26 protein-coding genes and 1 riboswitch are annotated in these 26,376 nt (G+C 42.2%); of the genes, 9 read left to right on the top strand and 17 right to left on the bottom strand.

Annotated elements, in window-relative coordinates:
* Positions 1-25 precede the first annotated feature (25 nt).
* The 5 genes from NST62_RS00305 to NST62_RS00285 all read right to left on the bottom strand — a co-directional run bounded on the left by NST62_RS00305 (position 26) and on the right by NST62_RS00285 (position 4,652).
* Complete coding sequence (locus NST62_RS00305; RefSeq protein ID WP_141601091.1) at positions 26-1,039, bottom strand: ThiF family adenylyltransferase; 1,014 nt, start codon at positions 1,037-1,039, stop codon at positions 26-28.
* A complete protein-coding gene (locus NST62_RS00300) occupies positions 1,036-1,803 on the bottom strand; it encodes a thiazole synthase (protein WP_141601090.1) in 768 nt (255 codons plus the stop codon). Before NST62_RS00300 ends, NST62_RS00305 begins: the two co-directional genes overlap by 4 nt.
* Positions 1,804-1,805: 2 nt before the next feature.
* Positions 1,806-2,612, bottom strand: coding sequence for a thiazole tautomerase TenI (gene tenI / locus NST62_RS00295; protein ID WP_342463012.1), 807 nt, complete (start codon positions 2,610-2,612; stop codon positions 1,806-1,808).
* Positions 2,613-2,644: 32 nt separating this feature from the next.
* Complete coding sequence (gene tenA / locus NST62_RS00290; RefSeq protein ID WP_141601089.1) at positions 2,645-3,331, bottom strand: thiaminase II; 687 nt, start codon at positions 3,329-3,331, stop codon at positions 2,645-2,647.
* Positions 3,332-3,439: 108 nt separating this feature from the next.
* A riboswitch (TPP riboswitch) is annotated at positions 3,440-3,542 on the bottom strand.
* Positions 3,543-3,650: 108 nt separating this feature from the next.
* Positions 3,651-4,652 (bottom strand): M23 family metallopeptidase, encoded by a 1,002-nt coding sequence (locus tag NST62_RS00285; RefSeq protein ID WP_141601257.1) that lies wholly within the window; start codon positions 4,650-4,652, stop codon positions 3,651-3,653.
* 257 nt (positions 4,653-4,909) lie between these two features.
* Here NST62_RS00285 and NST62_RS00280 point away from each other — a divergent pair, with 257 nt between their 5' ends.
* Complete coding sequence (locus NST62_RS00280; protein ID WP_141601088.1) at positions 4,910-5,227, top strand: thioredoxin family protein; 318 nt, start codon at positions 4,910-4,912, stop codon at positions 5,225-5,227.
* A gap of 115 nt (positions 5,228-5,342) precedes the next feature.
* Here NST62_RS00280 and NST62_RS00275 read toward each other — a convergent pair whose 3' ends face one another.
* The 3 genes from NST62_RS00275 to NST62_RS00265 form a co-directional block, all read right to left on the bottom strand.
* Complete coding sequence (locus NST62_RS00275; RefSeq protein WP_328219746.1) at positions 5,343-6,506, bottom strand: MFS transporter; 1,164 nt, start codon at positions 6,504-6,506, stop codon at positions 5,343-5,345.
* A 110-nt stretch (positions 6,507-6,616) separates the two neighbouring features.
* Complete coding sequence (locus NST62_RS00270; RefSeq protein ID WP_342463011.1) at positions 6,617-7,957, bottom strand: LLM class flavin-dependent oxidoreductase; 1,341 nt, start codon at positions 7,955-7,957, stop codon at positions 6,617-6,619.
* 231 nt (positions 7,958-8,188) lie between these two features.
* On the bottom strand, positions 8,189-8,350 hold the full coding sequence (locus NST62_RS00265; RefSeq protein ID WP_181733139.1) for a hypothetical protein: 162 nt from the start codon (positions 8,348-8,350) through the stop codon (positions 8,189-8,191).
* A 105-nt stretch (positions 8,351-8,455) separates the two neighbouring features.
* Here NST62_RS00265 and NST62_RS00260 point away from each other — a divergent pair, with 105 nt between their 5' ends.
* Both NST62_RS00260 and NST62_RS00255 read left to right on the top strand, forming a co-directional pair.
* Positions 8,456-10,072, top strand: coding sequence for a multicopper oxidase (locus tag NST62_RS00260; RefSeq protein ID WP_342463010.1), 1,617 nt, complete (start codon positions 8,456-8,458; stop codon positions 10,070-10,072).
* Positions 10,073-10,306: 234 nt separating this feature from the next.
* Positions 10,307-11,086 (top strand): DUF4097 family beta strand repeat-containing protein, encoded by a 780-nt coding sequence (locus NST62_RS00255; protein WP_141601078.1) that lies wholly within the window; start codon positions 10,307-10,309, stop codon positions 11,084-11,086.
* Positions 11,087-11,150: 64 nt separating this feature from the next.
* On the opposite strand, the gene NST62_RS00250 is transcribed toward NST62_RS00255, so the two are convergent.
* The 4 genes from NST62_RS00250 to NST62_RS00235 all read right to left on the bottom strand — a co-directional run bounded on the left by NST62_RS00250 (position 11,151) and on the right by NST62_RS00235 (position 14,695).
* Complete coding sequence (locus tag NST62_RS00250; RefSeq protein ID WP_328220004.1) at positions 11,151-12,506, bottom strand: SEC-C metal-binding domain-containing protein; 1,356 nt, start codon at positions 12,504-12,506, stop codon at positions 11,151-11,153.
* 148 nt (positions 12,507-12,654) lie between these two features.
* Positions 12,655-13,404: a hypothetical protein gene (locus NST62_RS00245; RefSeq protein ID WP_328216087.1), complete on the bottom strand. Its 750-nt coding sequence runs from the start codon at positions 13,402-13,404 to the stop codon at positions 12,655-12,657.
* Positions 13,405-13,615: 211 nt separating this feature from the next.
* Positions 13,616-14,113, bottom strand: coding sequence for a DinB family protein (locus tag NST62_RS00240; RefSeq protein ID WP_141601075.1), 498 nt, complete (start codon positions 14,111-14,113; stop codon positions 13,616-13,618).
* Between the two features lie 168 nt (positions 14,114-14,281).
* Complete coding sequence (locus NST62_RS00235) at positions 14,282-14,695, bottom strand: hypothetical protein (protein ID WP_342463009.1); 414 nt, start codon at positions 14,693-14,695, stop codon at positions 14,282-14,284.
* Positions 14,696-14,982: 287 nt separating this feature from the next.
* Between NST62_RS00235 and NST62_RS00230 the strand changes: the two genes are divergently transcribed.
* Together NST62_RS00230 and NST62_RS00225 are read left to right on the top strand one after the other, a co-directional pair.
* Entirely contained in the window at positions 14,983-15,162 is a 180-nt protein-coding gene (locus tag NST62_RS00230; protein WP_141601074.1) for a hypothetical protein, read from the top strand.
* A 3-nt stretch (positions 15,163-15,165) separates the two neighbouring features.
* A complete protein-coding gene (locus NST62_RS00225) occupies positions 15,166-15,936 on the top strand; it encodes a protein kinase (RefSeq protein ID WP_328216088.1) in 771 nt (256 codons plus the stop codon).
* A 32-nt stretch (positions 15,937-15,968) separates the two neighbouring features.
* Here NST62_RS00225 and NST62_RS00220 read toward each other — a convergent pair whose 3' ends face one another.
* The 5 genes from NST62_RS00220 to menC form a co-directional block, all read right to left on the bottom strand.
* Positions 15,969-16,163: a DUF2892 domain-containing protein gene (locus NST62_RS00220; RefSeq protein WP_141602953.1), complete on the bottom strand. Its 195-nt coding sequence runs from the start codon at positions 16,161-16,163 to the stop codon at positions 15,969-15,971.
* Positions 16,164-16,258: 95 nt separating this feature from the next.
* A complete protein-coding gene (locus NST62_RS00215) occupies positions 16,259-16,924 on the bottom strand; it encodes a Crp/Fnr family transcriptional regulator (protein ID WP_141602952.1) in 666 nt (221 codons plus the stop codon).
* 216 nt (positions 16,925-17,140) lie between these two features.
* Positions 17,141-17,908, bottom strand: coding sequence for a VCBS repeat-containing protein (locus NST62_RS00210; RefSeq protein ID WP_141602951.1), 768 nt, complete (start codon positions 17,906-17,908; stop codon positions 17,141-17,143).
* Positions 17,909-17,977: 69 nt separating this feature from the next.
* Entirely contained in the window at positions 17,978-19,024 is a 1,047-nt protein-coding gene (locus NST62_RS00205; protein ID WP_141602950.1) for a hypothetical protein, read from the bottom strand.
* Positions 19,025-19,061: 37 nt separating this feature from the next.
* Complete coding sequence (gene menC / locus NST62_RS00200) at positions 19,062-20,174, bottom strand: o-succinylbenzoate synthase (RefSeq protein ID WP_141602949.1); 1,113 nt, start codon at positions 20,172-20,174, stop codon at positions 19,062-19,064.
* A gap of 352 nt (positions 20,175-20,526) precedes the next feature.
* Between menC and NST62_RS00195 the strand changes: the two genes are divergently transcribed.
* The 4 genes from NST62_RS00195 to NST62_RS00180 all read left to right on the top strand — a co-directional run bounded on the left by NST62_RS00195 (position 20,527) and on the right by NST62_RS00180 (position 26,347).
* Positions 20,527-22,410, top strand: coding sequence for a hypothetical protein (locus NST62_RS00195; protein ID WP_342463008.1), 1,884 nt, complete (start codon positions 20,527-20,529; stop codon positions 22,408-22,410).
* Positions 22,411-22,440: 30 nt separating this feature from the next.
* On the top strand, positions 22,441-23,652 hold the full coding sequence (locus NST62_RS00190; protein ID WP_342463007.1) for a hypothetical protein: 1,212 nt from the start codon (positions 22,441-22,443) through the stop codon (positions 23,650-23,652).
* 59 nt (positions 23,653-23,711) lie between these two features.
* Positions 23,712-24,323, top strand: coding sequence for a class D sortase (locus tag NST62_RS00185; protein WP_141602946.1), 612 nt, complete (start codon positions 23,712-23,714; stop codon positions 24,321-24,323).
* 857 nt (positions 24,324-25,180) lie between these two features.
* Positions 25,181-26,347: an MFS transporter gene (locus NST62_RS00180; RefSeq protein WP_342463006.1), complete on the top strand. Its 1,167-nt coding sequence runs from the start codon at positions 25,181-25,183 to the stop codon at positions 26,345-26,347.
* Positions 26,348-26,376 lie beyond the last annotated feature (29 nt).

Here is a 26,376-nt window from a genome sequence, read left to right as displayed (position 1 = left end):
CGTACCCTTAAACAACTGTCTTCTTCTATGCACCTACATATCTCTGATACAGTATCTTTGCCTTTTCTTTTTCTTTTGTCCCGTGGATCAATGCCCTCCCATCTTGAAAGAGGACAATTTGTACATCTTCTGCCTGGAATGAAATTAAATATGGATTCGCCTTTAAGTCTTCCACAATGGGTTTAAGCCTTTTGGAAATCTGTTCAAAGGAGATCTGCTGTTTCTGCTGCGGACGGATTTGCACCGTATTTCTCCCGCATAATACCGCTGTTTTCAACCCCGTTTCCTTTGTCAAATATGGATATGAGGGATTGTCGCCGCATGAAGGGCAATCTTGCTTTTTTAACGATGACACATCTATGATGGAATGTTCCCTTTTCCATACATCGAAGGAAACCAACTGTTTGGAAACTTCACCGGATGCCAGATATTTCAACGCTTCCGCGGACTGATACGAAGCCACCATTTGCACCGCCGGTCCGATGACACCGACCGTATCACATGTCATGCCATCGGAAGGAATTACTTGCAGCAGGCAATGGTAGCACGGTGTTTGTTTCGGGACGATGGAAACGGTCAGCCCATAACTTTTCACAACAGCCCCGTGTATCCACGGAATGCCGTGCTTCATCGCCACATCATTGATGAAAAACCTTGTCTCGAAATTATCCGTTCCATCAATGATGAGGTCGACATCCTTTACAACGTCTTCCATCTCAATCGAAAAATCCCCTACAATCCCTTCGATTTGTATAGCGGAATTGATGGTTTGCAAATGTTTCTGGGCCGCAACGGCTTTTGGCAGCTTATTTTTTGCGTCTTCTTCCGTATAAAGCTGCTGCCGGCCGAGATTCGTCCAATCGACGTAATCCCGGTCAATGATGGTGATTTTGCCGATGCCGGCCCGGGCCAACATCTCGGCATTCGCGCAACCCAACGCTCCCGCCCCGACGATCAGCACATGGCTTTTCAACAACTTTTTCTGCCCTTCCTCGCCAATGGGAGAAAACAAAAGCTGCCGCGAATACCGTTCCATTATGATGTGAGCATCCCTTCCGCCGGACTCGAAGCGACCGCATAGCGTTTTTTCGGAATTCTTCCCGCTTCATAGCCGAGTCTTCCTGCTTCAATCGCCAATTTCATGGCTTTTGCCATTTTTACCGGATCTTTTGCGCCTGACACTGCGGAATTCAATAAAATGCCGTCCGCCCCCAATTCCATTGCAATCGCACAATCGGCAGGGGAACCGATGCCCGCATCGACAATAACCGGAATTTTCGACTGTTCGATGATGAGCGAAAGGTTCAACGGATTGACAATCCCCTGTCCGGAACCGATTGGGGAAGCGCCGGGCATAATGGCGTGAACCCCCAATTCCTCCAGTTTTTTGGCCAAGACCACATCATCAGAAGTATATGGCAGAACAATGAAGCCTTCCTTCAACAGCATCTCTGACGCCCTCAATGTTTCAATCGGGTCCGGAAGAAGGGTTTTGTCATCGCCGATCACTTCCACTTTCACCATATCGCAAAGTCCGGAAGCTTTTGCAAGTTTCGCTATTCTTACCGCTTCTTCCGCCGTTTTTGCCCCTGCTGTATTTGGAAGCAGAGTATATTTTGAAAGATCCAGCATTTCCAAGAAATTGGGCTGGGATGGTTCGTAAATGTTCATTCTTCTTACGGCGAACGTCAATATTTCGGCTCCGGAAGCTTCCACCGCTTCCTTTTGAATCTCAAAATTCGGAAATTTCCCTGTACCCAGCAACAATCTTGATTTAAAAACTTTGTCTGCAATTTTTAACATCATTATCCCCCTCCCACAAAATGGACAATCTCAATTTTATCTCCTTCATTCACCGGCTGATTGCCGTATTGTTCTTTCAGCACAATTTCGCCGTTTTGCTCCACAACGACGATGCGGTCCTGCAATTTGAAAAAGTTCAATAAATCCTCCACATTTTGGACATGGTCTTCCACTTCCGTCTTCTGGCCATTAATGTAAAGCTGCAACCTCGCTCCTCCTTCAAAGTCCTTTTTTAACAGGGCGGCCGCTTCCTTGGGCTGATTCGACGAAAAAATATGGGACATTACCGCAATGCCGCGCGCTTTTTTCTCCAGCACTTTTTTGGCGTTCGCCGGCGTAATTCCGCCAATGGCGATCACCGGAATCTTTACTTTTTCCACAACTTCTCCTAGGGCATCCAGCCCTCTTCCTGCCAGTCCTTTTTTGCTGTCCGTTTCAAATATATGGCCAAAGATGCAGTAATCTGCCCCCGCTTCTTCGGCCGCTTTCGCTTCTTCCGGCGAATGGGTGCTGACCCCCACCCTCATGTGGGGATAGGCGGTTTTCACTTTAACGGCAGGAAGACCGTTTGCAGGAAGATGGATATTTGGAATTCCTGCAAGCAGTGCGACATCAAGCCTGTCATTGATGACCAGCCTTTCTTTGGCCACCCCTGCATGAATGAGTTCTTCTATTAGAACCATCAATTCTGCGGGGGATTTATGTTTTTCGCGTATGTGAATGTAATCAACAATCCCGGAGATTGAAACGATGATTTCTTTCAGTTCCTCATTTGTTTTTTTCCCGTCTGTAATGGCATGAAGTTCCAATGCAATGCCTTCCTTCCATCAAAATTCGGGCCTTACACGCTTACCTGTTCATCCATCGGCCACATTTGTTTACGGTAGGCCATATCCCAGAACATATATTCAAAACGGGTCGTATTCAGAAAAATATCCTCCAATCTCAGAAGCTCAGATTCCGGCTTTCCTTCCGCCAGCTCATTCAGCAAATCGAAGTTCCATTGCGCAGACTGGCCAAACTCTTCCGAACTGTATGTTTTGATCCAGTCACCATACAATTCATGCTCTTTTGCCCCCTCAATTTTCGCAAGCTCGCAGCCAATTTCCCAATAGCTCCATGCGCAGGCGAAATGGGCGGCCACCAATTCTGCAAGGGAACCGTTTTGGGCTACAGCCAGCATATAGTGGGTGTAGGCAAGGGTCACCGGAGACGGTTCCGCTTCTTCCAGTTCCCTTTCTGTAATGCCGAAGCGGCTGGCATAGTTTCTATGCAGCTCCATTTCCCCATTCATCGTATAATAAAGCAAATTGGCGAAGATGGTCATGACTTCAAGATTTGTCGCTTTCACCGCGCCTAAAGCGAACAATTTGGAATATTCAATTAAATATAGATAGTCCTGAATCATGTAAAAACGGAATTTGCCGGGGTCCAAAGTGCCTGCCCCCAACTCTTTCACAAAAGGATGTTCATGGTTTTTTCTCCAAACGGATTGGTACTTTTCAAATATACGATCCGTAAACTTCATCGCACTTCCCCCATCCCATGATAAAATAAATAAAAAAAGCCACTTCATAAAAGAAGTGGCTTTAAAACTCGAATTCCATTTTCAGAAAAAACACACTTATAGACACACGAGTCCCTAAAACCACTTCCCTTCGCTAGCATTACCTAGTTCAGGTTCAAAGGGTTGAGGCATCGCCTCTCTCAGCTAATCCATAGCACCCCTAGTGGTGTAATGCTTTTATTAAATTTGATTTACCCTCATTGTTGCATAAACCGAGAAAATTTTCAATACCTAACATTGAAATTAAAAAAGTTGCCCCAGCGTTTTGGCTAAGGCAACCTTATGATTTTTGCTGTTTTTTTGTCTGTTTTTCCCATTGCAAGAGATGAGGATATGGATCAAAAGCCCATTCCGTCCGCCCATTGAACTTATACATGCCATAGTGCAAATGGGGCGGGAATTTGCCGCTTGTCCCCTCTTTGCCGTATCCCGAGCTTCCGACACCGCCGAGAACCGTTCCCGGTTCTACGATATCGCCCACCTTCAGCCCTTTATTGAAATAGGCCAAATGGGCATAATAGTGGTATGTGTTGTGATTATCCCGGATGCCGACTCTCCAGCCTCCAAATTGATTCCAGCCCATTACTTCCACCACTCCATATGAGGTGGATAAAACCGGCGTTCCGTATCCCGCAAATATATCCGTTCCTTCGTGGATTCTTCTTCCGCCCCAGCCGCGGCTGGCGCCCCAAGTACCTTTGTAGCTGTAGTTGTACCCGCGGACGGGAATCGGAAAAATATGTTTGTCCAGCCGAATGGTATTGAAATGTTTATAAAGCTTATCAATGGTCATAATTTGATTGATAATCTTTTCATCTTTGTAATATTCCCACAAAGCCGTTTTAAAATCTTCTTCCGACGGCCCAAATTTATTTAAATAGCTGGCCATCGTAAAAAGGATATCCTGGTCGTCATTTCTGTCCGCCTTGCCATCGCCATTTCCGTCAAGGCCATTGCCTCCAAAATATTGAATCGTAAATGGCGCGGTATCCTCGATATTGGGGTTGAACTCGCCTGCCCAAAATTCATGGGAAAACTGGATGGCGATGACGCTTTCCCTCTTTGGTATATCCTTTCGCACTTCTTGAATATTTCGTTCATATTGGTCGATTGCAGCCAAACGATGCCACGGAACAAATGGAGTTTCATAGCTTTTATACAAATCCATTCTTTCTTTGTAAACATCTTCCTTATTTTCGTTTGCATTTGCAAAAACAGGAAAGAACAATGAACATGCAACCGCTAAACTTAAGGAGAGAAAAATTTTTCGAATCACGCCCATCCTCCTTTCTTCCATTAGAATATCCCGAAAATTTCAAAGCATGTGTCCTTTTCAACTTGTAAAATTTTCACGGCACCTAAAAAACGTGCTTAACATTAGTTGTTAAGCACGTTTGTCATCAAGAGCCCTTTTTTGCGTCAACCGTTCTCTGCAAGAAAAGGGAGCATTATAATCAGAGTAATGCAGTTTGTTTTATAGCAAATGTTGTGATATTATACCTTTTATTAATAGATAACATACATTTGGGGGAATAATAGATGCAAACACTTGAATCCATCGAACAATTCAGCGAACTCAAAAACGAAGAGCGTGTAATATTTGTGTTTTCTGCCGATTGGTGCAAAGACTGTATTTTTATTAAACCATTCCTTCCGGCAATCGAGGAAAAATATTCCCAATATGCCTTTATTTTGGTAGACCGCGATCAATTTATCGATTTATGCGGTGAACTTGATGTTTTTGGAATTCCGAGTTTCATCGCCTACCACAAAGGCGAAGAAATCGGCCGTTTTGTCAGCCGTGACCGCAAAACACAGGAAGAAATCGAAAACTTTATCGAAGGATTAAGCGTTTAATTCCGGCATTATTGTCAGACCCCCTATCGAATTCAGCGATAAGGGGGTTCCGTTTTTGAATTCTGAACGAAATCAGTACTTTCGTTAATTCTTCATCATATATGCCTGCTTTTCTTTATTCCCATAAACCATTATAATAGACCGGCATACAAATCAATGCAATGCAGGATGCCAACAAATAAAGCAAACGGAAGCCGACACCTTCGATAATATGGCCCAAAATATATGGACCCAAGCCGAATCCTAAATCCAAAAACATAAAGTAGGTTGCGGTTGCATGTCCCAAACGGGATGGCTCCGCATTTTTCACCGCAATCATTTGGGCGGCTGAATTAAAATTGCCGAACCCCAGTCCCATGCAGGCTGCCGCCAAAAGAACCATCCAAGTGGCCGTAGACCGGCTATAAATGAACATGCCCGTCGCAAATAATAATATGCAAGGATACACTACGATATTGGCTCCGCGTGAATCGATTACTTTCCCTGTAAAAGGTCTTGAACAAATGACGCTGATGGAATGTATTAGAAAGAAATAGCTTGCGGCCTCCATCAATCCCGTTTCTTTTCCATAAAGGGTCAAATAGGAGGTCACGCTCGAAAAGCCGAACCCGATCGCCAACATCAGCAGAGAGATTGGAATCGCCTGTTTATCGATATAATCGGAAATGTTGAAAACCTTTGCTTCCTTTTCGTGATCCGGCTGATTTGCAGGAGGAAGCTGTATGCGGGCCAAGTGAATAATGATTAAACAGACGATGACTGTCACAACATTCGTAGTAAACAGCCATCGAAATCCATTGTTTAAGTCAATGAACAGCATGCCCAGAAACGGCCCGATGGCTGCCCCTAGCACATTGCTCAAGCCATAATAACTGATTCCTTCCCCTTTTCTGGAAGAAGGTACAATTTGAACACAAATGGTGCTTAAAGCGGTGCTTGCCAGACCCAGCATAAAACCATGGAAAATGCGGGTTAAAAGCAGCGTTTCCACGCCTTTGACGAAAAAGTAACTCAATGAAAACATCACCGCTCCGAGCAGCCCGGCATTTAGTACACGGAATATGCCAAATCTCCCTATCAGTTTTCCTACTAATACCCTACCAAAAAGGCATCCAAGAACGAAAATGCTCGCTGACAAACCTGCCGTACTCACTTTTACTCCGTATGTTTCAACAGAAAAATTGGCCATCGTTACCATGAACAAGAAATTCATGATGGTCAGCAGAAAATTCACAAAGGATGTAATGATGAAATCCTTTGTCCAGAGATTCTCTTCCAAGCTTCTACACCTCTATTGCAATTAAGAACTTTTTCTCGGGCTGAATTTAAATCGCATATAAATTTGAAAAAAGGACGATCAAATTTTCCATACTCTTTTAGTGCCAATTTTTAAACGAATGATTTTTTTACAAACTGATTGGCAGGTCTTTCCAAACCTAAATGTTCGCGCAATGTGGAGCCCTCGTATTCCGTTCTGAAAAGGCCCCTTCTTTGCAGCTCCGGAATCACCAACTCCACAAAGTCGTCCAGGCCGTCCGGGTATGTCGGCGGCATGATATTAAAGCCGTCCGCCGCTTCATTCTCGAACCATTCCTGCAATTGGTCGGCGATTTGTTCCGGCGTGCCGATGATCTCGCGGTGGCCGCGGGCTCCGGCAATGCGTTGGTACAACTGGCGGATGGTCAGGTTCTCGCGTTCCGCCAAATCCCTTACTAATTGGGAACGACTCTTAATGCCATTGATTTCGGATACATCCGGCAGCTCCGGCAGCGGTCCGTCCACCGGGTAGCCGCTCAAATCCACTCCCAACTGCTGGGACAATAAAGATACCCCCAATGATTCCGGAATCAAATCCAAAAGCTTCCGGCGTTTTGCCTCCGCTTCCTCGATGGTTCTGCCGACAATCGGATAGACGCCCGGCATGATTTTCAGCTCATCCGGATGGCGTCCGTATTTGGCCATGCGGCTCTTCACATCCCTGTAAAACGCCTGCGCTTCTTCCAGTGTCTGCCATGCCGTGAAGATTACCTCTGCCGTTTTCGCTGCTAATTCCCTGCCCGCTTCAGAAGATCCCGCCTGCACAATGACCGGATAGCCTTGCACCGGGCGGGCGATGTTCAATGGCCCCGTCACGCTGAACCATTTGCCTTCATGGCGGATTTCATGCACCTTTTCCTTGTCCGCAAATTTTGCGTGTTCCTGATCAAAGACAATGGCGTCATCTTCCCAGCTGTCCCACAACTTTTTCGCCACATCCACGAATTCTTCAGCCCGTTCGTAGCGATCGGCATGCACCGGTTCTTCTTTGTACCCAAAATTATTGGCAGCTTCTATTCCGTAACTTGTCACAACATTCCATCCGGCCCGGCCGCCGCTCAAATGGTCCAATGAAGCGAATTTGCGGGCCACGTTGAACGGTTCGTTGTAAGTGGTGGATACGGTGCCGACCAATCCGATTTTGGAAGTCACCGCGGCAAGGCCCGACAATAAGGTGAACGGTTCAAAATAAGCGGTATGTTCATGTTCAAAACCCTTGGATCGATATCTTGCCGATACACCATCCGCCAAAAACACCATATCGAACTTGCCGCGCTCGGCGGTCAGCGCCTGCTGCTTCGCAAATTCAAAGTTCAATAAATTTTCCTTCTTTACATTTGGATATCGCCATGCTGCCACATGATGGCCTGGAAGCATTAAGAAGGCCCCAAGTCTCAATTGTCTTTTCGACATATACAACAACTCCAATCTATTTAGTAGTATTTAAAGATTGTGCTAGGTATGGGATTTGCAAAAAAAATATAATCCCGTTTATACAAACCTATTTACTATGTTTAAATGCGAAAAATTTCACAAGGGTGTTCCCCATCGTTGACCTTTCCGTATGGAAATGATTCAAAAAAAGAATTTTTCTTTTTCCCGTCCCCCTCCACTTTCTTCAAAAAAACAAGAGGCTCCCTCATCTTAATAAGATAAAGGAGCCTCTAGTGGTTTAGTCGGCCAGAATGTTTTTGTTTTATTTTGAGAATAAGGATAATGAAATCCGATCACTCTGTCAATCCCGATTCCGGCAATTTCATTATAGAAAATTTCTATCATCAATCCATTTTTTCTATTAATATCCAATTCCACCCTCCTTCCGATGATTCCGTATTAATCCATTTCCATTGAAACATATGGCGGCCCCAATGAATAAGATAATTATTAAAATATGCTCAAAGGATGTGAAAAATGGCAAAAACGAAGGTAAATCCGAAAGACCCTTCAACGGTGCCGAAATTTGTAACGGCATTAAAAAAACCTTCAGTCGCCAAACCAAAGCCCCACCCCGACTATCCGTCCAATTCTTATTTTGAAATTGTCATGAAAGAATCGCTCCATCGGTTCCACCGGGACTTTCCCCTTACAAAAATCTGGGGCTATGACGGCCTTTATCCGGGGCCGACCATTGAAGCAAGAAAAGATAAAACGATTTACGTGAAATATGTAAATAGGCTTCCGAAAAAACATTTTCTTCCTGTCGACCGTTCGCTGCACGGTGTGGGAGACTCGCCGGAAGTCCGTTCCGTCGTACACGTGCATGGAGCCCATGTCGATTGGGAAAGCGACGGGCACCCGGAAGCATGGTATACACAAAATTATGAATATACCGGCCCAAAATTCAGAAGAAAGGTGCACAAATATACAAACCACCAGCCGGCAGCCACCCTTTGGTATCACGATCACACAATGGCCATGACTAGGCTCAATGTTTATGCAGGGCTGACAGGATTTTATCTTATTCGGGATGCTTTGGAAGACAGGTTGAATTTGCCAAAGGGGGATTATGAGTATCCTCTTCTTATCCAGGACAAATCGTTCAATGAAGACGGTTCTCTGTTTTATCCGGACCGTCCGCCGGAAAATGCCCCGTTCCCAATCCCTGCACCATTTATCCCAACAATTGTCCCATTTTTTAACGGGGATTTCATGGTTGTCAACGGCAAAGTTTGGCCGTATTTGGATGTCGAACCGAGAAAATACCGGTTCCGTATTTTAAACGGTTCCAACGGTTCCACTTATAGAATTCAGCTTGATAATGGAGCCCCGTTCCATCTGATCGGTACGGATGGAGGTTTTTTAACTGCTCCTGTGGAAGTTCCGTCCATCGATCTGATGCCGGCGGAACGGGTTGATGTAATTGTCGATTTCTCCAAATTTAAAAAGGAAAACATCAAATTGATCAATGCGTTGTTGGATGAAACCGACCCGAAAAGGGACATTATGTTGTTCCGCGTAATCAAACCTTTAAAGGGGGAAGATACAAGCGAAATTCCGGCAAAACTTGCGGAATCCATGGATTTGCATGAACATCACGCCCAAACCGTCCGCAAATTGCCACTATCCGTAGGTACAGACCAATACGGCAGAATCATGATGATGCTCGACAACAAAATGTTCCATGAGCCTTGCACCGAGAAGCCGGCTTTGGACAGCATCGAGATTTGGGAATTCATCAATGCAACCCCGATTCCCCATCCGATACACATTCATCTGATCCAGTTTCAAATTCTCGATCGCAGGCCGTTTAATGTGGATGTGTATCAAAACAGCAACGGGGAAATTCTGGAATTTACAGGCGATCCGGAGCCTCCGCTTAATTTCGAAAAGGGCTGGAAAGATACAGTGAGAGCGCCAAGCGGAATGGTTACAAGAGTCATCATGCATTGGAAAGAACATGCGGGAAATTATATCTGGCATTGCCACTTGCTCGAACACGAAGACCATGATATGATGCGGCCGATCAAAGTGGTGGATGCAGTATCCGCCCATCACCCTCAAGAACATGACAAATCCCAAAGACATTAAAACTAAAATTATGTCTGCTTTTGCAAATGACAAAAGCGGCTCCTGATCGACATACTTTTGCAAAAAATCTACTTTTCCCCAAATCATCTTTTTTTTTTGCTTCTTCTAATTTTTTATTCCCAAATTTATTTCCCTACTTCTCAGGTCTTAGAATGAAATAAATCTGCAGAATGTTGTTGTCCCTCCATTTTTTGTCTAATATGTTGTTAGACAAAAAAATTCTAGGAGGCTCCCATGAAAAAAACCGTTTTAGCCATCGTCATCTTATTGTTGCTTATCAGTTTATTTTTCAATGTCCCGAATTGGTTCCTGTCCCAAGAACACCGTGCAGAAGTAACAAATGAAATAGATTCCATCAAGCTGGACACGAAAGGTGTGGATACAACGATCATTTCCAAAAACCAGGACTATGTGGAAGCGGAATTAAAAGGGAAAGGAAATGTCTCCCTTTCAAAGAAAGGAAATACAATTGAAATCGAGTATCACCGCCAATGGTTTTCTTTGTTGAATTTTGGAAGGGGGACAAAACTTATTGTTACCATTCCTGAAAAATATGACCGCGATTTAAAATTGGAAGTGGCTTCCGGAAATATTGACTTTCAATTGTCTGATGACACGGTTCTTAATTCATTGGAAATGGAAGTCGGCTCCGGCGACATTAACATCGGCTCCCTTCATACAAAATCCACTTCGTTGGATGTCGCTTCAGGAGATATCGATATCAAGCATTTTACAGGCGAACTGGATATCGAGGTTGCTTCAGGAAACGTCTCCATTCAGCTTGATCAATTAGCCGGTGACATTGAGGCGGAAGTAAATTCAGGAAGAGTCGCCCTTGATTTGCCAAAAGACAGCAGCTTCAACATTGATGGAAAAACATCGAGCGGCACAATCAAAAATCATTTCCCTCTGAAAAATGAAGTAGCGGAAAAAGATCGTTTGCGCGGAACTTATGGTTCAGGAAAATATGACATCCACCTGGATGTATCCAGCGGAACAATAGAAATCAAATAGCAAAAAAACAAGGCGGCAACCAATCCATGAGAGACATGGACCGAGAATGCCGCCTCTGCTCTTCTTATCGCCCGCAACATTTTTTATATTTTTTTCCGCTTCCGCAATGGCAGGGATCGTTGCGCCCGATTTTTGCCCCCGCCACAATTTTGGTTTGCTTCGGTTTTGAAAGATCCGCCAATTCCTTCGGCGTATATCCCCGATTATCCCAAAGCCTTGTTGTATTTGCGACGGTAAAAATCATTCTTGTTACTTCGTTTACCTGATTCATATCTTCAAAGGCGAATAGGTTCAAAAACTCTTTCATCGTAATATTGAATTGGTAATTCTTTATTCTCATTTTCCATACGAGTTCGTCGATCATTTCCTGAACCGGCCTGTTTTCAGTCCGTTCAATTTTTTCCAATAATCTTGCCAGTTCCCGGTGATATTTCGTTTTTTCATAATAAAATTCATCTTTATACTTGAGCAATTCCTCTTTTTCAGGAATATAGAAAGGCTTGCCGATAACATACTGCTCCAATTTTTCCGTAGCCTTGCTCTCTTCAAGGGATTTGTGGACAAAGCGATCCAGTTTAATAACGACATTGGATTCTTCCAATTGTTTTTTGTAGCGCGAATCAGTTGCAATGGCCAGCAGATCCTTGTTCGTAATTTTTGGCTTGTTTTGCAAATTATAAATTTGAATGACTTTATAATACGGAACAATACCATACAAGTTCGTACAGCTTACAATATAATCGAAAATCAAATCTTTATTCGTCACTTGTTCGGGATCGATTACTTCAGACCCGCGATATTTATCGGATATGACGATATAGTTTTCATGATGGATATGTTCCCACTCGGTCTTTTTAAATTTCACATTTTTTAGTAGTGCATTGATTTGGTCCATGTTTAATGGTTTATACCCCATCGATTCTGCCCATTCCCTGCTTGAAGTATATTGCGGGTGGGTCGGATCATGGATGATTTCCAGAAACTTCATATAGCCGGCTGGTCCTCCGACATCTTCCGGCGGCGCCATCCCACCGCCGTCCAGCAAAGTGGGATAACCAAAGTAATAATCGTCTACCGTATCCTCCAAGGTAATCGCAATCTCCCATTGGTCCCCAAAATCGTATTGATAAATCATTTCGCCGGTTTCCTCTATATATTGGTCAATTTTTATGCGGGTCGGCCGTTTCACTTTTTTGCCGTCTACTTCCTTTTGCCCGATCAACTCTTCACTATTCGTTATAATGGCGTCCTCCAACGGAAAGCAAAATGAATGGTACGGTTCCAGATAACTTTTAAAGTTGGTTACATATTGAATGGTTTCGTGCAGCCGATTAAAAGTTGCTCCAGCCGGTATAATCACCCGTCTCCATACTTCCGGTTGAATTCCTTTAAATGATAGTTTCAAGATATAAGCTTTCATCGTTTCACCTTACTTTCTACTATAATCGAACTGATTCGCTGACAATTGACTATTATATTATATATAAATGCCCTCGCAAAAATAGAATCTCTCCCATTTCTTATATGAAAATAAAAGAAAAATATGAATAAAAAAGGTAGCTAAGATCTTAGCTACTGTAGTTCAGCCATCTCTTTTCCACTATAAAAAACGCCTCTTCCAAATAATTTTTCAGCTCCTGGAATCTGTCAATCTCAGGGGACATGTGAAAATCTTTCTTTAATATTCTCAAAAATTCCAGCAGCTTATGTTCTTCCATTGTTGCTTTATTGTAGTTATTTATTAAATCTTCCAACAGATATATTGAGATTTTGTTTAAGAAGTTTTCGCTCCAAAGCCATCTGTATGAAAGGACCTTCAATGCCTCATCATTTCCCAGGATCATCGTCAGCACAAAAGCCATGCCATAAATCTTTTGGCATTTCAATACGTCATCCAGCAATTGATCATCTTTAAATTCACTTTTTTCAATCGAATTATAGGCATGTTCCAAATAACGGAAAAATACATCGTAAGTCGCTAAATTTTTTGCTTCTCCACGTCCCTCGAAATACGCTGCCGCATTGAAGTACCGGTAAAGGGCATTCATGATTTTCGCATTTCCATAGCGAATCCTTATCTGCAAGTTTGTAATGATTTCATCCGGGCTTATTGTAATCATCGGCACGCCCGTTTCATTTCGGACATCCGTTTTTAAGTCAATAAATAAAAACACTTCATTCAAATAGGGCAAGATGTAATTTTGTGCAATCTCTTTATACTCCCTGGATTTTTCTTTTCTTTTTTCCTGCATATATAAAAATGCTTGAGAAAGAATGAACATGACAAAAATTGCCGACCCCATGGCAACAATGGACACCTTGGACTCTCCCCTTTCCCTTCTCCAAAAAAATCTTTTTTGTAACAAAATAGACACAACTTTATAGTAAATATATTTGTGTTAAAGAAAAATTATTCAAAAGATTGTATGATTAAAAGAGAAGTTTAGTATATCAAAATTCGACTTTATGATTTGGAATAAATTAAAACACCTTCGATTATGCCTTTTTGCAATAATCGAAGGTGTTTTTTCATTTAGCCTTTTTCAACAAGGATTCTTTGATTTCTTCAATTTGTTGCAGATGCCGCTCTTCATGATAGCCGATCAATGAAACCCACTGGCGAATCGATAGCAGCCCGTACCTTCTATGGATGAAGGATTTATTTTCCAATTCTTCTTCGCTTACCCCTTCAATGCTTTTCAATAACGCTTCTCTCGACTTGCTCAATTTCCGTTTCAGCTCTTCAAGAGTTTGAAACTCTCCGGAAGGTGTCAGATCATCCGGCGCAACACGCTTCACTGTCCTGTCCAATATGTGATGAAGGGGTTTTTCTTCAACAGGATTGTATTCATCTTTTGATAGCGTTTCCAAAATTCCGTCTACTGTATTCATTTCCATTAAATATAGGTGTTCCAACACCTGGGCAATCGACCATTTCCCCTTTTCCGGAACTTCGTTTAATTGTTCATCCGACAAGAAGCATACGCTGTTCAATACCTTCTCTCTCGTTTGCTGTATTTTTTCCACTCCGCCTACCCTCCTTTTTCTTTCTAATGATTATTCTTATAAATTAAAAAAAAGAACCATTGGAACAATTAAAATTATGTAAAACCTTGATAAGGGGCATCTGTTCCGAGCGTTATTGAGGGAACTCCTCCGCTTCAACAAACCCCTTATCAAAACAATCAGCGGAGATCAGTAGCATTGGAAAAATGCAATTCGATGGCGGTTCAACACTTCATATACCCAGCCCCGGTTGCCTCTCCAACGGAAACCGAAAATGGAATTTCCAAAGGCAAACATCGGATAGAACCAAAAGCTATTCCCGTTTGTCAACCAAATAAATGTATTTCGGAAGAAACATCTACCGATTCCACGGCCACCGCCGCGGCGGGAAAATTCCGCTGTTCCTTGGAAGGTACTGAGTTGAGGGGTAAAGCTTGGCGGTGGAGCTGCAGGCGGCGTCATTTGGCCCCCAATAGGCGGCATGCCCGGCGAGCCCGGAAATCCTCCAGGAAAACTTGGCGGCTGTGTTCTTCCGAATCCTCTGCGAGTTGCATCATCAAAACGCTCAAAGCCGTCTTGATTTTCATTGTAAAAAGGATACACTTTTTCTTCCCCCTTATTCTTCAAACTATCTTCAATGTATGCCATTCATCGGTTACTGCGTAGGCACCTATGCTGATTCATAAAGAAAAGTGGGAAATTAAAACCTAGTTAAACAGTTAGTTTAGTAGGTATTATACCAAAAATGAACCCTTTCTTAAAGGGATATTCTTCAGAATAGATTTTATAAAGAATTGTTAATATTACCAATATTTAATTTTATTACGAAACTTATTTCCCTTTCATTCGTACTTATTATATATACGTCTTCGTTAAGGAGGAAGTCGAGGATGATCGGAAAATTTTTTAAATATTTGCTGGGCGGAAAACGCATTTCTTCTTCCAACTATCATCGTTACGTCAAAAAACATAATTATTACGGACACCATTATTACAAAAGGGGACATAGAAGAAGCGCTTTTTTCCGTTCCGCTCACTTCTTCAGTTCGAAAAGCTTCTTCAGCAGCTAATATATGATTCGGGATTTAATCGAAAACAAAACCCATCACTTATTCAAACAATTTATAGATGAACATACAAATTATGCCGTCAAAGAAGTGATGGGAGCTGGAGCTTACGGTATTACCTATTTGCTAATAGAAAAGCGGTCCGGAAAAAAATATGTCCTTAAACGTCTAAAATCGAAACATCGGAATTCCAAAAAATTGCGCCAACGATTCCAAAAAGAAATCCAGATCCTGAAAGAATTAAATTTATCCTTTGTACCATCTGTCATCATGGCTGATGAACTTGAAAACATTCCTTTCTTTGTCATGGATTACATGGAAGGGCGCACTTTTGAGCAGGCCATATTTGAAGAAGGCAATGTCTATTCTTTGCCCGAATCCATCCACATTATGAAAGTGTTGTTGCAAATGGTCATACAAATCCATCAAAAAGGGATCGTTCATCGCGATTTAAGAATCCCGAACGTTTTGGTCCACCAAGGGAAACTCTCCATCATCGATTTTGGATTAGCCACGTACATCAATCCAAAAGAAGATATCATGAAAGTAAAAAATCCAAAAAGAGCCGCCAATCATTGCAGCGATTTGTATTTCCTGGGCCATTTTTTCCTCTTTTTGCTTTATTCCGCCTATACGCCCACAGAAAGCAGGCAAAAATGCTGGCAGGAGGAATTGCAATTGCCGGATGAAGTGAAAAACTTTATTGAACGGTTGCTTTTGATTCGGCCGTCCTTCTCAAGCGCCGAAGAAGCTCTTCATTCCATCCCGGATATTTGAGTATTAAAAAAGCGGCTTCCGTTAGCCGCTTTTTATTTCTTTTGACAAGTATTGATTTTAAACAAGGAATATAAAGGACAAAACTTCGCAAGGCCTGTTATGAGAGGAATCAATCCTATTAATCCGATATATTTGAGATTCCCCTCCAAAACAAAGAGCAGCGATAAAATGGCCAGGCCTAGGATGATGCGGATGATACGATCGACCGTTCCTACATTCGCACTCATAGAATAGCCCCCTTATTGCATTTGTTTTATTGTAAAAAAAAAAGGGGGCTTTGCTCTGTGATAAAATCACCTATTCAAAAAATTTTCAATATTCCTCAAACCAATTTCTCCAGTTTTTTGACCAACTCAGTTCTTTTAATGACAAATACCTTTCCCCTCGACAAATGAACCCAGCCTTTCCGCTCCATTTCTTTTAACAGGCGGCTGACCACTTCCCTTGCCGTGCCAATTTCCATTGCAATTTTGTCATGGGTTGCTTCAATCATGTCACCATCATTTTCTGTGTATTTTAAAAGGAATTTGATAATCCGTTCATCGGTACTATGAAAAATCACTTCATCCATCACTTTAATGACTTCCTGAAATCGATACATGATGGTTTTATAGATATAATCCTGAAAATCCGAACTCGCTCCCATCAATTTCTTAAACTCTTCATATGGAATGATGAACGCTTCCGCATCCTCTTCCACAATGGCTGTTAATGGATAAGGCTCATTGGTGAGGATGCTCATGACAGACAGAATGCAAGTCTCCCCTGCATTGACGCGGTAAACGCTCATTTCTTTGCCGTTTTTTCCGATTTTTGATACACGAATGCATCCTTTAACCACAAAAGGAACTCCTTCGCAGCTGTCCCCTTCATGAAATATTGCAACCCCTTTCGGCAATGACTTTTTCGCATAATTTATGTTGAATTCGTTTACAATCAGTTCTTCAATAAACGGGAATAAACTTTCGTACTCCTTTAGTTGCTCCATCCACTCCACCCCTGACAAAAGATAATTTTATTTTAACATCAGAATGTGAAAGAAATTTGAAACAACTAAAATTTTGAGTCTATCCAGAATTGATCAATTCCCTTCCATTGGAAAGTTAAAATATATTTTGACCCTGGCCCCATAAAAAAAAGCCGCTTCATCCGGAAGCAGCTTATGGGATGGTTGACTATATTCCATACCGACAGAAAAATCATATTAGAAACTCGCGCCATTAATCGCAACATGCTGCATCACCGTTTCAAACTCCCGACCATTCCAATTTAATACATTTTCTACAAATCCCAATCCATCCGCATGGTATCTTCCCGCGATTTTTTCCATCGTCAGCAGTGAATACTTCCCATTGCCCCTTAAATCAACAGGATAAATTCCACTGATGGGATCGACCCATCCTTCAATCGCCTCTTTCAATCTTCCATTTCCGTCATAAATTTCATCCAAATATTCTTTACCTTTATATAGGAGATTGATCACATATCGAAGATTGGGATTTCTTCCCGTTACCACCGCTTCATAATTGTCTGCATACTTTACCTCATATTGGCGTTTTTCGTGAAATTGGATTGCGTCAAAGATTTTTCCCAACTTGCCGCTGATAAATGAAAATACATAAGCATAGACAGCCGCTCCGCTGCCCCCAGATTGCACGGTCACAAGAATATCATCAACATAGTCCCCTGTAAAGTCTCCCGTCCAAATGGCAGGATTGTATCCGGCCGCTTCTTTCAAATGATAAACAGAGATTTCCTGGTTAAAACCATTTTGTACGACAAGGCTCATATTGTTGAAATAGGGGCTATCCTCCAGTTTTGTTGCAATAAGAAAGATTCCGTCAACCACTCCGTCACCGGTTACATCGCTATATTGGGAAGCCACAACAAAGGGCCCCTTGGACCGAGAAACCGGCGGAATCCATTGTACCGGCTCGCTTGCCCGCTGATTGTGTTGCCAATATGGAAACATGTTGTTCCTCCCATGAGAGAATGCCATTACTTCATTGTTATGCGGAAATCTTAAAATTGGTTCATAATCTCAGACAGCATCCGTTTTTCTTTTCAGCCATGTTTTTAAAACAATAAAGATGATGATGAATCCTAAATATCCCATGATGGAGTAAACCGTGCCAACAATGGTTGTAAATCCGATGAAACTTGCCAAAAATGCAATCGATGCGGAAAAAATCACAAAAGGTTTATATAGTTTGGACTTGGGTGAAACAAACCGTACGACAAAGGAATATAGCACCCCCACTGCGGTACTATAAATCATCACCATTAGAGTAATGGCCATCATCGCGCCGATCATTGGATGTATTTCCATCGCAATGGCCAAAGTGGGCATGGGCTTCCCGATTATTGCATCCGCATTTGCCAATAAAGCCAAATAGACCAGTAATATGAGGGTCCCGAGCAGAAGACCCCCGATCATTCCTCCCATTCCCGCTTCCCTTTTGCTTTTGGCTGCACTTCCCATGACCGCAATCATGGGCAGCCCTGCCGCCAAATTGTACGAAACATATATTAGGGACGCAATCAGCCAATGGCTTTTTGAGGTTTGGCTTGCGATCCGGGCTTGTTCCGCAAAACTCCCTTCCATTGCAGCAATGGATGCGATGACCATTACCAATATGATGACAATTAAATAAGGAAGAGCGAGCGCAAGGATTGAAATGATTCTTTCCACATTGAGCATGAGAGTCAGAACGGTTAATCCGACCATAAAAATGCCGCCAATGAAGCCGTTGATGCCAAACAGGACTTCAAAAGCGCTTGCAGCCCCCGCAAACATCGCAACGCTAAAACAAAAAGCAAACACGGTAATAAGGCAGTCTATGATGGAACCGGTTGTCGGCCCCGCAATAAAAAGCACCACTTCTTTATGGGAGGTTGTTTTCAAAGAATATCCCAACGCGGCAATATTCTTGCCCAGAAATGCCAACAGCACGGTTGCAACAGCCACTCCGAACAGCCCTTGCCAACCATGGGAGAGAAAGAATTGCAATATCTCTTGTCCGGATGCAAAGCCTCCCCCAATCATCAGTCCGACAAAGGCTCCTCCGATCTTAAAACTGTTCTTCACCTTTTCCCCCATTTCCACTATATAAACATGAAAAACTTTATATATAATTATACTCCTTCAAAGATACCGTAAATTTTTCAATCGCCTTTCTTTTTGGCTTATACCCTATGCCGACGGTTTGAGGCACTTGAATGGTTCCGTCTGAGACAACCACTTCCGGCTCGATGATGTCTTCTTCAAAATAATGGCTTGAGCCTGCGGTATCTCCCGGCAAAACAAAATTGGACAGGGAGGTCAGCGCGATATTATGAGCGCGCCCTATTCCCGCCTCAAGCATCCCTCCGCACCAGACCGGAATGCCTTTCGACCTGCAGTAATCATGAATTTTGACCGCCTCTGACAATCCCCCGACACGTCCAATTTTAATATTGATCACCCCGCAGCTTCCCAATTCGATCGCCTTCCGTGCATCTTCCACCGATAAAATGCTTTCATCCAAACAAATCGGGGTTTTCAATTGTTTTTGCAAAATGGCATGATCTACGATATCGTCGTAGGTCAAAGGTTGTTCGATCATCATTAAACCGAACTCATCCAATTGCTTTAAAAGGTTGATATCTTTTAATGTGTATGCCGAATTGGCGTCTGCCATCATCGGCACATCCGGAAAAGCTTCGCGCAGTTTTTGGATGACCTCGACATCCCAGCCCGGCTTAATTTTGACTTTGATTCTTTTATATCCTTCATCGATATATTTTCCTACCACTTCAATCTGCTTTTCGATCGTTGGCTGGATTCCCAGGCTGATTCCTACATCTATTTTTTCTTTCTTCCCTCCAAGGGCTTGCGCCAAAGATTGACCGGTGGCCTGCGCGTATAGATCCCAAACGGCCCCTTCAATCGATGCTTTTGCCATTTTGTTTTTCCGGATGCCTTTAAACAGCTTGCCCACCTCATCAGGATGTACGATATCCCGCTGCAAAATGACGGGAATCAAAAAATCTTCCAGCATATGCCAGCACGTTTTCACCGTTTCTTCCGTATACCACGGTGCTTCAAATGCGACACACTCTCCATACCCGACCAACCCGTCATTTGTATGGGCTTCCAATAATAAAAATGTTTTATCATTGATCGTACCGAAACTTGTTGTAAATGGATGTTTCATCGGCATCTTCAATTGGCGCACAATGATTTTTTGTATTTTCATCTACTATATGCTCCCTTTTCATAAAAATGTGGTGATTGGTTCAAATTTCTTGTAGCAAACAAGCATTTCATATTACATTTATCATAATTCCCCTTCCCCAAAAAAATTCTTTATTCCTATCATATTTTTTTGAACATCAAATAATCGTTAAAAAAATAATATTATTTTATAATTGTTGTTATTATTTTTTTATATGATATGATATTTTTACTAAATAAAAGAGAATTTTATTTAATTTTTCAATTAAAACTGTACTATTGTAATTTTTTCAAATTTATGAATTTGTAAATTTTGTATTGAAATTATGAAATTTTATGGTAATACTTGTTTTATGAAAGGAGGTGAGAAAGGGATGAAGAGAGTATCGGGAATAATAGCAGCCGTTGTTCTCTTGTTAGGTTCACCTTCAATGGCTTTCGCGAAAGAACATGAGATTTCCGACGAGGCGAGTGCGGAATCAGATACATTGGAAGTTACTGTAGTCAATGAAGTGGACGGAGGACTTGCTGTTAATTCCTTTGCTGACGAGTTCGCTGAAAGTTTACCAGCCGACTCCCAGTCAGTATTGGAATCTGCTCAAGACACACCGGTTTCTGATGTTGAACTTTCAGATGACTTAGGCGCTCAAGCTGAAGAACATATTGATAATGCCGCCAATATAGCAGTAGGTAACTTAAACGATGAAGTACCTGCTGATGCCGTTGCCGTAGAAAAAGAATACTTAAGCGCCGAAAGTCAAGAGAAAGCAAACATCGAAGCTGATGTTCTTGCAGCTGCAGCAGCCGGCCAAAACGAAGAGGAGTCTGTTGTCAAAGAAAAAAGAAAACCGTTGTTAAGCATCAACCTTCTCGGAATTACCATCAATTTGCTTGCCGAGGATGCGGTACTACACTTAACAACGAAAAATGAAAGCGGTAAAACGGGTGTGCTTTCCTTGGGTGTTGCCGACTTATTGGAGCTTGGACTTCTTTCTGGCCAGACGTCACCAGAAGAAAATAAAGCCAGTGTATTGAGTGTCGGCTTAAAAACAAATTTGCTAGGAAACGCAACCATCGATTTGATTTCCAAAAAGCAACAAGGACAACAGACAGTTGGAAATCTGCTCGGTATTGGTCTTGAAGATTCACTATTATTAAAACCAATTACGGGCGATCTTCGTGTAGGCCTTGTATCAAGCGTCACTACTCAGCTTGAAAACTCTGTCCTAACTCAAACAGATTTATTAAGCTTAGGAATCCAGGATTCTGCACTGCTGGGTAATCTTGATGTAGGAGTTGTTTCTGGTACGAGTGAAGTGAATGAAGAAGGATCGATCGAAACGCTCGCTCTTGCCAAAGTAAAAGTAGATAGCGATCTTTTAGGCAAAGCGGACGTTGGTGTTCTCCAAACAAAAACAGAAACAAATGGAGACACTACGAAAACTCAGAGTGGGATTGTTCTAGTTGACGTTCCGTTCGATGACGGCAAAAATATCCATCTCGGCATCGGGGAAGTTGTCAAAGAACAATCACCTAATCTCACAAAAACCGAAACCTATCTCATTCACTCAAAAGACAGAAACAACCAACTCGCTTTAGGAACAACAAAAACGAAAAACCAACCGCCTGCCGGTCAGAACGGTAACGGTGGCAACGACGGACAATCCAACAATGGGAACAACGATTCTTCTGACAAAGGATCCAATAATCCTAACCCAGGAAATAACGGATCCAACGACGACTCTAAAGGAAACAATCCTACAACAGGAGATAATCCTGAAAGCAATTTCGATGAAGGAACAAATAATCCTGATGAAATGAACCCAAGCAAATCAAAAGACGGTTCTTCAACTGATGTTGCAAAAATAGAGAAAAACGACAACACAGTTGGAAAACTTTTGAATGAGTTGCTTGATAACGGAAAGAAAATGATTGTGAATGGTGCAAACTCCTTGCTTCAAGCAGTGGAAAGATCTAAAGAAGTACAAAAACAAGTAAGAGAGAATGTTAAATATCTTCCAACACAAAAGGATATTGCACCAACAAACAGTCAATCCAATTCCAATAGTTCCTCCGCTTCTGCTTCAAATGTATCTGATGGTCAATCTCAAGTTGTTGGATATATCTCACAAGATCTTTTGAGGGCTTCTGCTGAAAAAGCGAAGCTGAAAGCGATTGAAATGTCCCTAGCGGATCAATGGCTGAAACCGCCTCTAGACAAACCTCCAATTCAAATCTCCTTCTTTTCAGCAAACTAAAAAATAATAAAAGAAGGAGAGATTGAATAAATGGAGAATTCGAAAGTTGTTAAATCGCTAAGAGCTATCTTGTTTGCCTTAGTGGTAACATTAAGCTTCGTTGTTTTCTCTGAAAACGTACAAGCTGAAGAAACTGGGGATGTGCAAGCAACTGCTACAGATTTAGCAGCAACTGCTACTCAAGAAGATAGCACAGAAGGTAAACTACCACCTACAGTGACAAAAGACCCTGCTCAAATCACAAACGTAAATGACAGCAATTCACTTGTAAACTTAAGCTTAGGCGGCGGTCTTTTAAATACATTGTTGGGTGAAGTAGATGTAAAAGTACTTGGTTCTGAAACTAGCCAAGATGGTTCATATTCAAGATCTGGCGTTGTTAGCGCCGATATCAAAGGTTCAGCAGTACTTGGAGATACACATGTTGGTGTATTGGAAACAACTACAAAAACTACAGAAGATGAAGTTTACAAAAACTCCGGTGTAGTACTTGCTGACATTGACGGTTCAATTATCGGCGATGTTGATGCTGGCGTTCTTCAAAGTAAATATATTAAAAACGATGATTATGAATACACATATAATGGCGTTGCCAATGTAAACATCGATAGCCCGCTTCTTGGTAAAGCTCACGTTGGCGCTATTGAAGAAGAAACTGTAAAAACAGATGAATATTTCTGGAAACACGGCGGACTACTTATTGTTGACACTAACGGCGTTCCACTTCTTGGAGATCTTCACCTAGGTGTTGCTGAATACGAAGATTTACAACAACTAGGCGACAACAATAACGGCGGAAACGACGACAATAACGGTGGAGACGACAATAACGGCGGAAACGACGACAATAACGGTGGAGACGACAATAACGGTGGAAACGACGACAACAACGGTGGAGACGACAATAACGGCGGAAACGATGACAACAACGGTGGAAACGACGACAACAATGGCGGAAACGATGACAACAACGGCGGAAACGATGACAACAACGGCGGAAACGATGACAACAACGGCGGAAACGACAACAACAACGGTGGAAACGATAACAACAACGGCGGATCAATTTCAAATGGCGACAATAACAAACCAGGTACAAAACCTTCTGGCAACGGCGGTTCTAACAACGGTAAATTACCTGTAACAGGTTCAGCTGTTGATTCAACAGTATTATTCATCCTTTCTGTATTATTCATCTTAACAGGGGTAGCTTTAAGAAGACGCTTCAATGAAGCTTTCTAATTTTTAGAGGGTGCCCCGCCCTCTCTTTTTTTATCATCAATTAAGGGAATGAGAAGAATATGAAAAGAAAAATCGGCAATCTCTTTTTGTTGGCTGGTCTTGCGCTTCTTCTTTTTGTGGCATATACAAAAATAAAAATCTATTACGAACAACAAAAACTGATGAAAGAATTCGAATCGCTTGACTTTGCCGCTTCGGAAGAAGATTTGGAAAATAGGACCTTCAAAGATGGGGAAATGATTGGGCAACTCTACATACCGAAAATCGACTTGACAACCCCTATTGTAGAAGGCGCCAGCGATGAAAATATGAAAAGTGCCGTTACCCACATGACCAACAGCAGCCCTGTGTCCAAATTGGGAGACAAAAACAGCAATTTCGCCATTGCCGGGCATCGGACTGCAACATTCGGTAAATTTTTTAACCGTCTCGATGAAATGGAAAAAGGAGACGAATTTTATATTGAAACGCCTACTAAGAAATATACTTTTACCGTCATCCAGACTCAAATTATTAAACCAACGCAAGTGGAAGTAATCTTGCCTGTAAAAGACAAGGCGTTAGTCACACTCATTACATGCCATCCGATTTATTCAAACAAATACCGGCTTATTGTTACCGGAGAATTTAAAGAAGTAACAAAAAAGAAAAAAGAAGTGACAAAAAATTAAACCACCATTTTTCTTAATCGAAAATGGTGGTTTTTTTCTCGGAACCTTTTTTTGCTATAGATTTCTTCTCAAAAAAATCTCGCAAAAATCATAATCTTTGCTAAGACAATGGCTAATTGTCCATCCGCATAATCTATTAAATGAATATGATATTAACAAAAGGAGGTGATGCATTTAATAGGCTTAAACGGGAAACGCTTGCTTTTCACAGCTCCCTGCAAATTTAATCCATCATCTTGGATGAATACGGTTTCCGACTGCAGAACGTCATGCAGCAAGGATGCCCATTTTCCTGCATTGTGAACATGAACAAATACGGCTTTCTGTAATCACTCCCTCTTTGAATATTTCACTCCCTTGCATGAATTGATTCATGAAAAAGTAGTGTTCAAATCGTTTTTAACAAAAGAACCCGTATTTGATTCATAGACATGGAATCAATCAAGTTGGGCGTTGGACTGAGCAGATTCCAATCACAGCGGGAAATGGTATGGACGCAGGCTGCATCTTTGCTGCACTTTTCCGGCGGGCGTGTTGGTGGTTGCTCTGAAATCTGACGTTGTTTCCTCCTTTTTCCTTGAAAAAGTCTCTCCGAATCCAGTACTATAACCCTTTTGACGACGAGTAATCCGTACGGACGCTTTTCTTCCACATTCCCATTATCTGATCAGGATGGCAGACTGCCATCCTTTTTTTGTTGGAACCAATTTCTGCAGATTATTCTATTTTAAGTGTTTTTTCATCATGGATAATTTCTTGACTCAACCTTTCCCAAAGGTTTAAATAGGATTAGGCTTTTCCCGAACTCGTTGTTCTTTGTCTTCAACTGGTGATTAGAACTTTAAAAGGAGATTTTTATGCAATCCAAATCGCAAAAAATTGCTTTAGCATTGCTTCTTTGCAATATTTTCATTACCTTCTCTGGCATCGGCATCGTCATTCCGGTGCTGCCTTCATTAATGAACGAACTATCTATTAACGGCTCGGCTGTGGGAAATATGGTGGCCGCCTTTGCGTTGGCCCAATTGATCGCCTCCCCTATTACCGGAAAATGGACCGATCAATACGGACGCAAAATGATGATTATCATTGGACTGGTTTTGTTCAGTTTTTCGGAATTCTTATTTGGAATCGGCAAAACCATTGAGCTTCTTTTTCTTTCCCGCATTTTGGGAGGTTTCAGCGGCGCATTCATTATGCCGGCGATTACCGCATATATCGCCGATATCACTTCTGAAAGCGAACGCCCAAAAGCCCTGGGGTTAATGTCGGGGGCGATTAATTTCGGCTTCATTGTAGGGCCTGGGATAGGTGGATTTTTGGCAGAATTCGGCATCCGCGTTCCTTTTTTTGCGGCAAGTGCTTTAGGAGCGATTGCAGCCATCGCTTCCATTTTTCTATTAAAAGAGCCTGAGCGCCAGGAACAGCCGAAAACGAAGAACGGCAAAAAAGTTGGCTGGAAACGTATATTCTTGCCGATGTATTTTATTTCTTTTATCATTATTTTCCTGTCAACTTTCAGCTTGGCTTCCTTTGAATCATTATTTAGTTTGTTTGTCGATCATAAATTTGGATTTACACCACGGGATATCGCCATTATCGTCACAGGCGGAGGCATTGTGGGAGCCTTGGTGCAAATTCTCCTGTTTGATGCAATCACGAAACGTTTTGGCGAAATTATGGTCGTCCGCTGGAGTTTGATCTTTTCCGCTTTGCTCGTTTTCATGATGACCATTGTCGAATCTTATTGGGCCATCATGTTCACGTGCTGGATTGTGTTCGTCGGCTTTGATTTGGTCCGCCCCGGCATCACTTCATACCTTTCAAAAATCGCGGGTGACGAACAAGGATTCGTCGGCGGCATGAACTCCATGTTCACAAGCATAGGCAATGTATTTGGACCAATTATCGGAGGAATATTGTTTGACATCAATTTCAATTTTCCTTTCTATTTTGCCGCCATCATCCTAATTGTCAGCATTGCCATCGCAATGTTTTGGAAAAATCAGCGGCAACCGCATTGATGAGACGGGTTATCCGGACGTTGTTTTTT

The organism is Ureibacillus sp. FSL K6-8385 (assembly GCF_038593155.1).
Lineage (GTDB): Bacteria > Bacillota > Bacilli > Bacillales_A > Planococcaceae > Ureibacillus > Ureibacillus terrenus.
The sequence above is the reverse complement of the archived record's forward strand: the minus strand, read 5'-3'. Positions and strand labels throughout refer to the sequence as shown.